11 protein-coding genes are annotated in these 13,656 nt (G+C 45.4%); all 11 read right to left on the minus strand.

Annotation, left to right across the window (positions count from 1 at the left end):
• Nucleotides 1–55: 55 nt before the first annotated feature.
• The 11 genes from ACTW1R_RS14835 to ACTW1R_RS14885 all read right to left on the minus strand — a co-directional run bounded on the left by ACTW1R_RS14835 (nt 56) and on the right by ACTW1R_RS14885 (nt 13,655).
• A complete protein-coding gene (locus ACTW1R_RS14835; RefSeq protein WP_005227782.1) occupies nt 56–1,978 on the minus strand; it encodes an ABC transporter ATP-binding protein in 1,923 nt (640 codons plus the stop codon).
• The gene (locus tag ACTW1R_RS14840) at nt 1,917–3,656 is read right to left on the minus strand and encodes an ABC transporter ATP-binding protein (protein ID WP_010749042.1); all 1,740 of its coding nucleotides are present in this window, start codon (nt 3,654–3,656) and stop codon (nt 1,917–1,919) included. Before ACTW1R_RS14840 ends, ACTW1R_RS14835 begins: the two co-directional genes overlap by 62 nt.
• Nucleotides 3,657–3,845: 189 nt before the next feature.
• Nucleotides 3,846–5,396, minus strand: a complete 1,551-nt coding sequence (locus ACTW1R_RS14845) for a PASTA domain-containing protein (RefSeq protein WP_271813694.1) — start codon at nt 5,394–5,396, stop codon at nt 3,846–3,848.
• Complete coding sequence (locus ACTW1R_RS14850; RefSeq protein WP_005227776.1) at nt 5,389–6,063, minus strand: ABC transporter ATP-binding protein; 675 nt, start codon at nt 6,061–6,063, stop codon at nt 5,389–5,391. Before ACTW1R_RS14850 ends, ACTW1R_RS14845 begins: the two co-directional genes overlap by 8 nt.
• A 12-nt stretch (nt 6,064–6,075) precedes the next feature.
• Nucleotides 6,076–7,617: an FtsX-like permease family protein gene (locus ACTW1R_RS14855; protein WP_489927310.1), complete on the minus strand. Its 1,542-nt coding sequence runs from the start codon at nt 7,615–7,617 to the stop codon at nt 6,076–6,078.
• A gap of 312 nt (nt 7,618–7,929) precedes the next feature.
• On the minus strand, nt 7,930–8,376 hold the full coding sequence (dtd, locus tag ACTW1R_RS14860; protein ID WP_153883733.1) for a D-aminoacyl-tRNA deacylase: 447 nt from the start codon (nt 8,374–8,376) through the stop codon (nt 7,930–7,932).
• A 6-nt stretch (nt 8,377–8,382) separates the two neighbouring features.
• Nucleotides 8,383–10,593, minus strand: a complete 2,211-nt coding sequence (locus ACTW1R_RS14865) for a RelA/SpoT family protein (protein WP_005227770.1) — start codon at nt 10,591–10,593, stop codon at nt 8,383–8,385.
• Between the two features lie 187 nt (nt 10,594–10,780).
• Nucleotides 10,781–11,446 (minus strand): beta/alpha barrel domain-containing protein, encoded by a 666-nt coding sequence (locus tag ACTW1R_RS14870; protein ID WP_167821404.1) that lies wholly within the window; start codon nt 11,444–11,446, stop codon nt 10,781–10,783.
• Nucleotides 11,447–11,450: 4 nt separating this feature from the next.
• A complete protein-coding gene (locus ACTW1R_RS14875; protein ID WP_167821403.1) occupies nt 11,451–12,206 on the minus strand; it encodes a 16S rRNA (uracil(1498)-N(3))-methyltransferase in 756 nt (251 codons plus the stop codon).
• Nucleotide 12,207: 1 nt separating this feature from the next.
• A complete protein-coding gene (gene prmA / locus ACTW1R_RS14880; protein ID WP_081116938.1) occupies nt 12,208–13,155 on the minus strand; it encodes a 50S ribosomal protein L11 methyltransferase in 948 nt (315 codons plus the stop codon).
• 11 nt (nt 13,156–13,166) lie between these two features.
• A complete protein-coding gene (locus ACTW1R_RS14885; protein WP_489927311.1) occupies nt 13,167–13,655 on the minus strand; it encodes a DUF3013 family protein in 489 nt (162 codons plus the stop codon).
• Nucleotide 13,656 lies beyond the last annotated feature (1 nt).

Raw genomic sequence — 13,656 nt, forward strand, 5'->3', positions numbered from 1 at the left:
GGAAAAATAGGTAGATCGCCAGTCGCTGCAGCTTCAAGCCGTAGCCATGGCAGGATCAATCCAATTCGATTTTTCCAGTATAGAGCTGATAATAGGTGCCTTTTTCCGCCAATAGCGTTTCATGAGTCCCCCGCTCAATGATACGGCCATGATCCATCACCATGATGGCATCGGAGTTTTGGATCGTAGACAATCGATGGGCAATCACAAACACGGTCCGTCCAGACATCAAACGGTCCATCCCTGATTGGACGATCCGCTCTGTACGGGTATCGATGCTTGAGGTGGCTTCGTCTAAGATCATCACTGGCGGATCAGCGATCGCTGCCCGCGCAATTGCCAACAGCTGACGTTGCCCTTGGGAAAGCCCTTCGCCATCGCCCGTGATCACGGTGTCGTATTTTTCTGGCAAGTGGTTGATAAACATGTCGGCATTGGCTAATTTCGCAGCTGCCAGCACTTCTTCATCACTAGCATCCAGTTTTCCGAAGCGAATATTCTCGCGAATCGTTCCAGTAAACAAATGGGTGTCTTGCAACACGATCCCTAAGGAGCGGCGCAAGGATTCAAGATGGATTTTTTCAATATTGATGCCATCATAACGAATCTTCCCGTCTTGGATGTTGTAGAACCGATTGATCAAATTGGTGATCGTTGTCTTACCAGCACCTGTGGCACCGACAAAAGCAACTTTTTGCCCAGGCTCTGCATACAGATTGATATCATGTAAGACCAGTTGATTGTCGACATAGCCGAAATCAACATCTTCAAATCGCACGTCTCCCGTCACTTCCGTATAAGTAATGGTTCCATCCTCGTGGGGATGTTTCCACGCCCACGTGCCTGTTCGTTCTTTGGTTTCAACTAGCTGACCTTGCGACCATTTGGCATTGACCAGTGTGACGTAGCCATGATCGATTTCTGGCGTTTCATCTAATAGATGGAAGATCCGCTCGGCACCAGCTAACGCCATGATCACAAAGTTGATTTGTTGTGACACCTGGCTGATAGGACCATTTAATGAACGGCTCAGCTGCAAGAAAGAAGCGATCATCCCGACCGTTAGGCCAGAAACACCATTGATGGCAAACAGGCCCCCAATGATGGCGATCAAGACATATTGGACATTCAGTAAGTTCATCATGATCGGCATCAAGGTATTGGCATTGACATTGGCTTTAGTGGCACTTTCTTGTAGTTGGTCATTTAAGGCATCAAATTCTTCCATGACGATTTTTTCATGATTGAAGATCTTGACGACTTTTTGCCCGTGCATCATTTCTTCGATATACCCGTTGACAGCGCCTAAATCTCGTTGCTGTGCGCCAAAGAAGCGGCCGCTGCGGCGAGAAATGATGCGGATCACATTCAGCATCAAAATAATCGACAGCATCACGAACAAAGTCAATGGGACACTGATGGAGAACATGGCGATAAAGACAGAACAAAAGGTTACCGCCGCCATCATCAAGTTGGGAATACTTTGGGAGATCATTTGGCGCAACGTATCCGTATCGTTGGTAAAGTGACTCATGATGTCGCCATCTGAGCGGGCATCAAAGTAACCGACGGGTAGAGACTGCATATGCGTAAACATTTGGTCACGGATTTTTTTCTGCGTTCCTTCACTGATCTTGACCATCATAAAGTTATAGATCAGTGCGGCCAAGATCCCAATCAGGTAGATGATCGCCATTTGAACGATCGCCCGAAACAAGCCGCCAAAATCAGGATTGGCTTGCCCTAAAAGCGGTGTGATATGATCGTCGATCACGACTTGTAAAAACAACGAACCGCGAACGTTGGCAAAGGCACTTAATAAGATCATAACAACGACGAATAGGAGTTGTCCTTTGTAGTCGCCAAACATCGTCCGCAATAAGCGTTTCAATGTGCGCTTGGGATTTGCTGCTTGTCTATTCTTCACCTTCACCAAATCCTTTCTGCTGCGAATGGTACACTTCTTGATAGATGGCATTGTTTGCCAATAATTCTTCATGGGTACCGATGCCGTTGATTTTGCCATCATCCATTACGATGATCCGATCTGCATCTTCGATCGAATTGATCCGTTGGGAAATAATGATCGTCGTCGTTCCCGGGATTTCTCGTTTCAAGCCTTCACGAATACTGCGGTCGGTTTTGGTATCGACGGCACTGGTAGAATCATCGAGAATCAAGATTTTCGGTTTCTTCAACAAGGCACGAGCAATCGTCAACCGTTGTTTTTGTCCACCAGAAACATTGTTTCCTCCTTGTGAGATCTGCGTTTCATATTTATCAGGAAATTCTTGAATGAAGGGATCGGCTTGTGCGATCGTTGCCACGCGCTGGATCTCTTCATCCGACGCCTCTTCATTGCCCCAACGTAAATTGTCGTTGATGGTGCCGCTGAAAAGGACATTGTTTTGCAAGACCATACTTACTTGGTCCCGCAATGCTTCTAAATCATAGTCGCGAACATCATGACCGCCGACGATGACACGCCCTTCGATCACATCATATAAGCGCGGGATCAGCTGGACGAGGGTGGATTTTCCGCTCCCGGTCCCGCCAATGACTCCAATGACTTCCCCGGATTCGATACGCAGATTTGCATCCGTCAGCGCCAGCTTGTTTTTGTCATTGGCGTAACTAAAGCCGACATTCTCAAAAACGATGGAGCCGTCTTTGATCTCTTTGACAGGATCGGCGGGATTTTTCAAGTCACTTTCTTCATCTAATACTTCTACGACCCGTTCTGCCGACGTTCGTGCGATCAAAATCTGCACGAAAGCCATCGACATCATCATCAAGCTCATCAAAATCTGCATCGTGTAGTTGAACATGCTGACTAACTCCCCAGTGGTCAGGCTGCTTTGTTCCACGATCAGCTGAGCACCAAACCATGACAGGAGCAGCATACACGTATAGACAGAAAATTGCATCAATGGCATGTTGAAAGAGACGATTCGTTGCGCAAGCGTGAAATTCCGATAAACATCGGTGGACACTTCGCCAAACAGTTCTTCTTGCTGTTCTTCCCGGACATACGATTTCACGACGCGAACCCCTTGTAAATTTTCTTGCACCACATTATTCAGGCGGTCATAAATGCGGAATACTTTTAGAAACAGCGGGTGGGCAAAACGTATAACTAAAGCCAGGCCAATCGCTAAGATCGGTAAAACAACCAGATAGATCGTCATAAGTTCTGGACTGATGGTGCTAACCATTGCAAGTGAAAAAATCAGAACTAACGGACTACGGACCAGAATACGAATAATCATTTGGTAAGCATTTTGGACATTGGTCACGTCAGTGGTCAAGCGGGTGATCAAACTGGAGGAAGAAAAGCGGTCAATGTTTGAAAAGGAAAAATCTTGGATTCGGCGAAACAGATTGTGCCGCAGGTTGCGGGCAAAACCAGCCGAAGCGATCGCTGCCGTTCGTCCGCCAAGCGTTCCTAAAAGTAATGCGATCAAGGAACATAAAAAAAGCAAGCCGCCATCTCTTAGAATCACACCGGCGTCTCCTTTTTCGATCCCTTGGTCGATCATCATGGCCATGATCAGGGGCATAATGACATCTAAGGCAACCTCTCCTGCTACATACACAGGGGTCAGCAAGCTGTCCTTCTTATAGCTGCCAACATTCGCGAGTAATTTTTTTATCATTTGTTTCGTCCCTTCTATAGATGGCACTGCGGAGCCATTTTTTATCGTTACCATCAAGTTTACTTTATCGACCCAGCGATTTCAAGCGGCTCGCTTGTGTTTTTTTTACAATTAGTAAGTAAAAAGCACCCTTCCAAAAAGAAGGGTGCTTGCTTTTTTGATGCGGTTTGAAAAAGCACTTAGTAAGGATTATTCGGTAGCGTTTGAACCAGCGGTACTGATCGGTTCATCGACATCGTCACCGCCATCATCTGCCGGCGGTGTTTGGGTACTGCCTTGCAGATTGCCGCGGCTGATCCCGATGGTGATCCACGTTTCTAGGGGAATAAACTCGCCGTAGCGGCTCATTTCAACAACGGTTCCTTTTGGTTCCGCCGAATCGACATAGTAGATTTCATAATAGACATTGGCGCCTTTTGATTTGTATTCATCAAAGAGTAGTTTTGGCAAGTCGCCTTCCGTTGCTTGGAAACGGATGTCTTTTAAATATGGTCGGCCTAATGAGTAGACGACTTTGACGGTTGGCAAAGTATCGCTTTCGCTGTATTCTTTGCCTGCTTCTTCCGACTGGCTCAAGAAACTACCATACGCCACTTGATCGGAATAGACTGTGCTGACTTGCAGCGGGATTTTCGATTCTAGTCCTTGGGCTTCTTCGATCGTGTATTGTGAAAAATCTGGAACGGTCAATGCTTGGCCTTTTGAGACCTTCACCACAAATTCATCTTTTTTCGCGAGTTTGCTGCCTTTGACTGGTTCTTGTGAAACCACCAGATCCAGGGCGACACTGTCAGAAAAGACGGTTTCTTCTTTGTATTTCAAGTCATTCTTTTTCGCCCATTCAGAAGCTTCACTCTTGGCTTTGCCCGTAAAATCAGGTACTTCAATATTTTTTTCAAAGACTTCTTTCCCTTTTGAATAATAGACACTCAAACGGTCTTTGCGTTTGTATTCCGCCAAATCAAGCTCTTTGTTGGCCGCCTCTTGTTTAATAAAGGCTTCTGCTGCTACGCTGTCGTCAAATTGTTCGATCAAAGAGAGGTTCTCGGCTTTATTGCTGGCGATCCATTCTTTTGCTTCGGTCACTTGCATCGCTGAAAAATCTGGCAGCTCTAAGCGTTCTTCAGGATCAGGCCCGAGACTCGCCGTCAGCGTCAATGTGGCACCCTTCTTGATCTTTTTGTCAGGATCAACACTTTGGTCAATCACTTGGTTGACGTCTTTGTCAAAATCATATTCTTGCTCTACTTTGATAGCGACGCCTTCTTCCATGCCCCACGTCCGCGCTTCTGACAGATCTTGGGCAGTGAAATCTGGCACCTTCACATGGGTCATTTGATAGTAGACGATCCCAATCACGGCAACCGCCAAGGCGGTCAGTAGGGCAATCAGCAAGATTTTTTTCTGCTTACGCTTTTTGTAGGTCGGATCAAATTCCGTTTCTTCTTTCCCAAACCGGCTGACTGGTTCCTTTGATGCTACCTTCTCCGTCGAAGAACTCGCCGCTTTTGCTTCAGTCGTCTGTGTTTGTTGACGGGCTGCCGAACGACTCAGTGGCTCACTAGCGGTCGACTCTTCTGATTGGTGAACCGTCGTCGGCTCTGCTGGTTTGCCCGCTTGCTCCGCGCTACTTGCGTTTTGATCTCCGACAGGTTCGCTGGGTTTTTTCTCGTGATCGGGCGTGGGTTTCTTTTTGCCATCATAGTTGTCCGGGCTAAAATTTGATAAAAAATCACTCATGTTTGCTCAACACACCTTTACGTAAATACAATACTTCATCCGCTTGTTGAGCGATCTCGTTGGCGTGGGTCACGACGATCACACATTTGTTGTGGACGTGTGCCAGCTCTTTAAAGATATCGATGATTTCTTGTTCCATTTCTTCATCCAAATTCCCGGTTGGTTCGTCTGCTAAAATGATATCGACATTGGTGGCTAACGCCCGGGCGATCGCTACCCGTTGTTGTTCCCCACCAGATAATTGATTGACGAGACGATCGGCTTTTTCTTTAGTGATGCCTATATAATCCAGCAAATTGTACGCCACTTCTCGTTGATTGTCTGGCAGCTGATTTTTCGTAATCGCCATCGGCACTAAGACATTTTCGACTGCACTCAAATAGGGAATCAGATTATAGCTTTGGAAAATGATACTGATGTCGTCGCGGCGATAATTCTCATGCCCGATTTTTTCGATATCGGTGCCTTCATAAAGTACTTGACCGCTTTTCGGACTATCCAACGCACTGATCAAGGATAAAAACGTCGTTTTTCCCGAACCAGATTGTCCTAAGATGGCATAGAAAGTCCCTTTTTCAAAAGAAACAGAGGTCTCTTTCAGTATATAGCGGCGCTGATCGCCGTCTTGGTAATAGTAATCGACTGCTTTCGTTTCTAATAAAGTCATCGTTGGTTCCTCCTACATCATGATTTTCTTTGGATTCAAGCGTAAAATATACAATAGCGGTAAAATCGCTGAGAGTAAGACAGTTCCTAGACCTAACAGCAGATACGTGATGATGTAGCCGGCTGAGAAGGATACTTGATAAGCATTTTTGATATCCATGTAATCAATATTAGCTGCCATCATACTGCCATAATAAACACCGCCCATCTCATTTTGATTGCTCATCCAATCGTTTTGCATCAAGGTATTTGAAACGGCACCACCTAATAAGTTCCCGGTCACTAAGGACAATAGCAGTGCGGCTAAACTAACCAGCAAGACTTCAATCACGATCTGACCAATGACTTTCCCACGACTTTCCCCCAAGGAAAGATAGATGCCTAATTCTTGTTTCCGATCTCGTAAGAAAAGCAAGACCACTAAGGAAATGATAAAGATGGTAGCGATCGATGCAATGATCACGATGTAATTTGCGATCACTCCTAAACGAGTAAAACCACCGGCGATCTGCTCGTATTGATCCGTATTGGCAACGACGCGGTAGTATTGGGGCAATAACGCACCAGCTTCTTGTTTAAAGGCTTCGACGTCATCCGTTGAATTTAGGACAAAGACCGGTTGATAAAAGTTATCTGCATCTTCATCGATTGTTTCACCCCAAACCTTCTCTGCTTGAATCTTAGTGTAATCGAGGACTAGATTATTACTAGCATAAAACGTATTGATTTGATCCATCACTTGCCATATCGTATCGGAGTTTTGACTACCACTTTGATCCGATGAATCATTTTGATTGCTCTGATCTTTTTTAACTACCGAAAAAATTCCAGCGATCGTCACAGGATAATCAAAGCTGGCACTGTTGCTGTCATCACTAGTTTCTTCTGTGCCATCGTTTTCTTCGTCATCCACGATCTCGCTTCCACCGCCCATCATGATATCTGTCCGGATATCCCAAACCAACTGATCACCAACGCTCAAGTTATTCAGTTCAGCAACTTCTTTACTGATCAATACCGCATTCGTCAGTTCATTTAAATCTTTTTCCGTTAGGCCTTCGCCTTCATCGAGACGAATCAACCCTTCTTGCATATCTATTGGCTGTGTCAAATTGCCGCCTTTCAATGTGAAATATTGACCGCCCATCTGTATTGAACCATCTTCTGGTACATACGCTTTCAGTTCTTTCGTTTCTAAACTGCCCATCATTTGATAGTCATATTGTTTGACATAGCTTAACTGACCGATTTGCTTATAAACATCCAGCGCTGGTGGTTTGGGATAAAAATCCTCTTGCGACCGTTCTTCCTCCGAAACATCCGCATGGTCTTTATCAAAACCTTCCCAATCCATTTCCACCGTAGCTACGTTCCCCATTTTGCGTTTCGTCTCTCGCTCCACGTTGGCAGTGGATTGTTGAATTGCTACAGCACCAGCGATCACATTGCCTAGAATAAATAGAACTAAAAATAAAATAAATGATTTCCCTTTTCTTCTGGTGATACTTTTTAATGCACGCTGCCAAAAGTTCATTGTTTTTTCCTCCAGTGACATTATTTTTTAACAATTATTCCATACTTCTCCCTCAAGAACAATCGCAATAAAGGGGCGTTTTTCGAATTTTAAATATTAAAAAACGAGTACAAACGATATTTCCATTTAAAAACCCTTATAAAAGAACAAGAAAAAGATGTTAAATAACAAATAAAAGAATGGGATTTTTGCTAACAGTTTTGTAAGATTTCCCGATTTCAACTTAAATTTTACTTGGATTCCATCAAAAATGCTTGGCGCTTTCGAGAGTATAAAAAAACGAAGGAATTCTCTCACTCTTTCCCAGCGAGAAAATCCTTCGTTTTGTATCACTTATTTTTCTTTCGTATCGATCACAATCGTCACCGGGCCATCATTGACCAAGGCGACTTGCATATCTGCACCAAATTTTCCAGTAGCAACAGTGATCCCTTCTGCTTTTAAGCCTTCATTAAAAGCTTCATAAAGCGGGATCGCAATACTTGGCGGTGCCGCTTGAATGAAGCTGGGGCGATTGCCTTTCTTGGTCTCCCCATAGAGGGTGAACTGTGAAATACTCAAGACGGCGCCATTTATACTTTCCAGTGACCGATTCATTTTACCTTCTTCGTCTTCAAAAACCCGCAGATTTTTGATTTTTCTTACGAGATAAGCCACATCGTCGCCTGTATCCTCATGGGTGATCCCCAATAAAACCATAAACCCTTGTTGGATCGCACCGACGATAGTCTCCTCAATCGACACACTTGCTTGACTGACTCGCTGAATCACTGCCCGCATTCTTTCTCATCCCTTCGTACGTCTGACGCTGTAAACATCTGGAATCTGCTTGATCTTATCAACGATCGATTTCAAATGAGTCAAATTCTGAATCGCCACCGTGATGCGGATCGTTGCCATTTTGTCTTTGTTGGTTTTGGCTTCGACACTCACTAAGCGCTTCGTGACAGTGTTGACTGTCTGTAAGACATCATTGAGCAACCCAGAACGATCATAGCCGTAGATCTCAAGATCGGCATCGTATTCTTTGTTGATGTCGGTGGCATCTTCCCACTCAACATCGATCAAACGGTTCGCGGCGTCTTTGTTTTGAACATTGGGACAATCGCTACGGTGGATCGAGATTCCTCGGCCTTTGGTAATGTAGCCGACGATCGAATCTCCAGGGACCGGATTGCAGCAGCGGGAGATACGGATCAACAAGTTATCGACCCCTTCAATGACAATGCCGCCTTCGTGACGAACCTTCATTTTTTCTGGTTCTTTTTTCGTCGGTTGATTGATCATCTCTTGGACTTGCTGCTTTTGCTTCTCGATTTGTTTCTCGCGCCGTTCTTCTTCGGTCAAGCGGTTGGCTAGCGTTGTGGGACTAACTTCCCCATAGCCGACAGAGGCAAATAGATCATCTTCTGTTTGGTAGTTGAACCGTTCGCAAGCTTCCGCCATTTTGCTTTTCGTCAAAAATTCTTTTGGCACAAAGCCCATATCTTGTAAGGTACGAACCACTGCCTCATGCCCTTTGATGATGTTTTCATCACGATCTTGGGCTTTAAAAAATCGTTTGATTTTGTTCTTCGCTTTGCTGGTAGCCACTAGTTTGACCCAGTCGCGGCTTGGACCAAAGGAATTTGGTGAGGTCAAGATCTCGATAATGTCCCCATTTTTTAGCTTGTAGTCCAATTGGACCATCTTGCCGTTGACCTTGGCGCCGGTGGTTTTGTTACCGATGTCGGTATGGATGCTATAGGCAAAATCCAGGGGACTGGAGCCTTGAGGCAACTCCGTCACATCACCTTTTGGCGTAAATACATAGACTTTGTCGCTGAAAATATCGCCTTTGACACCTTCCATAAATTCAGAAGCATCATAGCTTTCATCTTGTAGTTCCAAGATTTCTCGGAACCAGCCAACTTGTTGGGTCATCTTGTCGGCTCTGACTTTTTCGGTCTTGCCTTCTTTATAGGCCCAGTGCGCAGCAACCCCAAATTCAGCGATCTCATGCATTTCATGGGTCCGAATTTGGATCTCGACAGGATTGCCTTTGGGACCAATGACCGTCGTATGCAGCGATTGGTACATGTTGGCTTTTGGCATCGCGATATAATCCTTGAACCGCCCAGGCATTGGTTTCCATTTTGTATGGATCGTTCCCAAAACCGCATAACAATCTTTGATGGAGTCAACGATCACTCGGATCGCCAACAAATCATAGATTTCATTGAACTGTTTCTTTTGGTCTTTCATCTTGCGATAGATTGAGTAAATATGCTTTGGTCGGCCATAGATCTCAGCATAGATATCTAGTTCCTCGGTGGCGATTCGAATCTCTTCTACGGTTTCAGAAACGTAGGATTCCCGTTCTTCTCGCTTTGTCTGCATCAAATGCACGATTCGGTAATATTGCTGTGGATTCAAATAACGCAAAGAAATATCTTCTAATTCCCATTTGATGCGGCTGATCCCTAAACGATGAGCCAATGGGGCATAGATTTCCATCGTTTCTTGGGCGATGCGGCGCTGTTTGTCTTCCCGCAGATGTTTCAACGTACGCATATTATGTAAACGGTCAGCCAGTTTGACCATGATGACCCGTAAATCTTGCGCCATGGCGATCAACATTTTCCGATGATTTTCTGCTAATTGTTCTTCATGAGATTTATACTTGATCTTACCCAGCTTGGTCACGCCATCCACTAGCATCGCTACATCGGCACCGAATTCTTCTTTCAGATCGGCTAACGTCACATCGGTATCTTCGACGACATCATGCAAAAAACCAGTTGCAACGGTATGAGGATCCATCTGCAATTCTGCCAAGATCCCCGCAACTTGGATTGGATGAATAATGTAAGGCTCGCCGGATTTACGGAATTGTTCTTTATGGGCTTCTGTCGCGTAATCTAATGCTTTTTGGACAAAGGCAACATGCTCTTCACTCATATAATGAGCGACCAATTTGATGACATTGGGCCCGGTCAATATAACTTCTTTTGCCATTCATTCCGCCTCCTGCTTTTCTTTTTTGTGCTATCAAAAAGGCAGACAGAAGTCGCTGTTAACGTTTCGTCACGCACCCAAAGCCTTGCGGACAAACGTTCTAAGCATGGGACTCCTGTCTAACCTGCAGTTCTTATATAGTAGTATTATTATACAAATTTTTCAGCTATTTTTCAATCGCTGTTGTTCAAAGCACATCGGGCGACGGCTGGTCCTTAAGCAATTCTTCAAAAACATGATACGAAAGCCCGATTTTCTCAGCGCCAGCAGCCTTTAGTGATTGCAGCGCTTGTTCATCTACTGTGTCAGGATTGATCTGGATCGACAGTTGACTGCCGCCATCTAAGGAAAACAAGCTCACGTCATGCAATGCTTCTGCTAGTGGTTGTTTTTGCCCTAACACAATCTTTGGCCAAGCTTCTTCTTTCAAGCGTTGTGCTACTTGGATCTTCGTCAATTCATTCATGATCTCGGTTTGCACAGCTAAGCGGATCTCTCCTCCTGTCAAGGTCAAGGAGCGGATCGTTTCAGTCAGCTCCGCAAAGCCACGATCATTTTCCATGAAGGAAGAAGCTGGCAGCCAGACTTCCAAAAAATCGGCGCCTTCCATAAACGCCCGACCAATTTCAAACGCCACCTTTGCCAGTGTTCCTTGGGCAAGGGGGTAATCGATCACTGCGCCGATTTGTAGGGAAGAGCCTTGTGCCAAGATTTTCGCTCGCCGAATGGCACTAGGCAAAACGACGACTTCCTTTAAGGTCGTCTTATATTGATTGATAAAATCCTTCAAGACCCAGTCGGTCAGATCGGCCGTCAACAAACGGACACTGATTGCTTCTTGGTTCTTATTCATCAACTCACATCCTCTTTAATTCCGTTAGCACACTGACAGCACTTAAAAAATAAAACGGTGCTGTTTCTGTTCGTAAAATTCGAGGGCCTAACCCGCATAATTTGGCGTTGTTTTGCTGGGCTTCTTCGATTTCGGAGGGGGTCAGACCGCCTTCTGGACCAAAGATCGCTAAAATTTTGCTGCCAACAGGCAATGCGGTGATCACTTGCAGCAGCATCGCTGCTTCTCCTTGTTTGGCTGATTCTTCATAAGCCACTAGGACCGCATCATACTGACTGAGGCTTTGCCAAAATGCTTTGGCGTTATCCAGCAGCGTGATGGCTGGCGCGATCTGCCGTTGGGATTGCTCCGCCGCTTCTTGGGCGATTTTTTGCAGCCGTTGCTGCTTTTTCTGTAATTTCTTTTGATCCCATTTCACGACCGAAGTTTGTGCAGGAAAACCGATAAAGGCTGCCGCCCCCAGCTCCGTTCCTTTTTGAACGATCAAGTCCAGCTTGTCGCCTTTCGGGTAGCCGCTAGCGATCGTGACCTGCAGCGGCAATTCCTTGTCCTGCTGTTCTTTTTCGACTTCCTCTAAGTACACCGTTTCTTCATCGGCTTCTTTGATCTTGGCAATGATCGCCAAATGATCCTCAAACACTAAACCGACTTTTGCCCCGGGAGTCATGCGCATCACTCGGATCATATGGTGGAAGGGTTCTCCCGAAACGGCAAACACCGCTTTTGCTTCATAAGGCTCCTGTAAAAAATATCGCTGCATCTTACTCTACCTCTGGTTTTTTAAAGGCGATCGCATACCAGTCTTTTTGATTGAACAATTGATCGATCTCAAAGCCTTGTGCGATCATGGCATCGATCACTAATTGTTTTTTCGTCTCAATGATCCCAGAAACGATCAAGGTCCCTTCTTGCTTCAATAGACGCCACGCATCAGGGATCATCAATAAAATGATGTCCGCTAAAATATTGGCAACGATAAGATCAGCAGGGACCGTCACTCCTTGCAAGAGATCATTGGCCTGCACGGTCACATCGTGAGCAATGGGGTTCATCGCCATATTTTCTTGGGCGGACCTCACAGCGACTTCATCTAGATCATAAGCGAACACGTCTTTGGCACCTAAATATTTACTGGCGATACTCAACACGCCTGAGCCCGTCCCGACATCTAAGACGGTTTCACCGCCTCGCAAGTAGACTTCTAGGGCTTGTAATGTCAAGCGTGTCGTAGGATGCGTGCCGGTTCCAAAAGCCATCCCCGGATCAAGGGTGATGATCTTTTCCTCTTCTTGCAGCGGTTGATAGTTTTCCCAGCTCGGCACGATCGTCAGATAGCGGGAGATACGGACTGGATGGTAATATTTTTTCCAGGCCGTCGCCCATGCTTCTTCCACGACCTCGCTCGTTGTGATGGTGTTTTTGCCGATCGCCAAACCATATTCTGGCAGACGGTCGATGGCTGCTTTGATCGTCGGCAGCACTTCTGGTAAAAAGATCGTCTCTGGGAAATAGGCACTGACTTGGGCGCCTTCTTCTAAGGTCGTATAGGTTTCTTTATCCAAAATTTCGCCATACGCATCGCTTTTAAAATTTTCGATATCTAAAACGTCCTCGATCGCTACCCCACTTGCTCCGTGTTCCATTAAAATATTGGCGACTGCTTCCACTGCTTCGCTAGCTGTCGCTACGGTTACTTCATTCCATTTCATGTTCGTTCTCCTTAGTAACTAGGGTACGGGATCATGGTTTCCCCAGCTCCCGCTTGATAGTTCGTCATTTTCTCCACAAATTCTTCTTCGTTGAATCGCAATTCAAAGATCGCTTCTTCACTGTCATCGTTCAAGAAATCAAGTAGATCGCTTTGGCCTTCTTCTAAAATTTCTTGAATGTAATCAACCAATCCGTCTAACAAGGCTTTTTGGATCCCTTTTTTCCCTGCATAAGGGATCGTCGCTAAATAATCTTCTTCATCAAACGTTGATTTTTGTGGATCATACAGCAAAATCACATCTTCAAATTCAATGATCGCTTCTTCTGATGCCACACCTTGCGCATCGTCGATCTGCACGTGGTGAGGATTTTCGGCAAACAAGCGCAGCACCAATTCGATCGTATGATTTTTGGCATCCCAATCGATCGCCACATCATAGTCGGTGATTTTTTTCGTTAATCGCTGATCTAAGTAAGTCAATATCGTTTCTTTCGCCATC

The organism is Enterococcus sp. R12 (assembly GCF_058135755.1).

Excerpts from the sequence above, each read along its gene's own strand:
- ACTW1R_RS14845 (WP_271813694.1), bottom strand. The coding sequence starts at position 5,396 with ATGAGTGATTTTTTATCAAATTTTAGCCCGGACAACTATGATGGCAAA.
- ACTW1R_RS14850 (WP_005227776.1), bottom strand. The coding sequence starts at position 6,063 with ATGACTTTATTAGAAACGAAAGCAGTCGATTACTATTACCAAGACGGC.
- dtd (WP_153883733.1), bottom strand. The coding sequence starts at position 8,376 with ATGCGGGCAGTGATTCAGCGAGTCAGTCAAGCAAGTGTGTCGATTGAG.
- prmA (WP_081116938.1), bottom strand. The coding sequence starts at position 13,155 with ATGAAATGGAATGAAGTAACCGTAGCGACAGCTAGCGAAGCAGTGGAA.
- ACTW1R_RS14855 (WP_489927310.1), bottom strand. The coding sequence starts at position 7,617 with ATGTCACTGGAGGAAAAAACAATGAACTTTTGGCAGCGTGCATTAAAA.
- ACTW1R_RS14885 (WP_489927311.1), bottom strand. The coding sequence starts at position 13,655 with ATGGCGAAAGAAACGATATTGACTTACTTAGATCAGCGATTAACGAAA.
- ACTW1R_RS14875 (WP_167821403.1), bottom strand. The coding sequence starts at position 12,206 with ATGCAGCGATATTTTTTACAGGAGCCTTATGAAGCAAAAGCGGTGTTT.
- ACTW1R_RS14840 (WP_010749042.1), bottom strand. The coding sequence starts at position 3,656 with ATGATAAAAAAATTACTCGCGAATGTTGGCAGCTATAAGAAGGACAGC.
- ACTW1R_RS14835 (WP_005227782.1), bottom strand. The coding sequence starts at position 1,978 with ATGCCATCTATCAAGAAGTGTACCATTCGCAGCAGAAAGGATTTGGTG.
- ACTW1R_RS14865 (WP_005227770.1), bottom strand. The coding sequence starts at position 10,593 with ATGGCAAAAGAAGTTATATTGACCGGGCCCAATGTCATCAAATTGGTC.
- ACTW1R_RS14870 (WP_167821404.1), bottom strand. The coding sequence starts at position 11,446 with ATGAATAAGAACCAAGAAGCAATCAGTGTCCGTTTGTTGACGGCCGAT.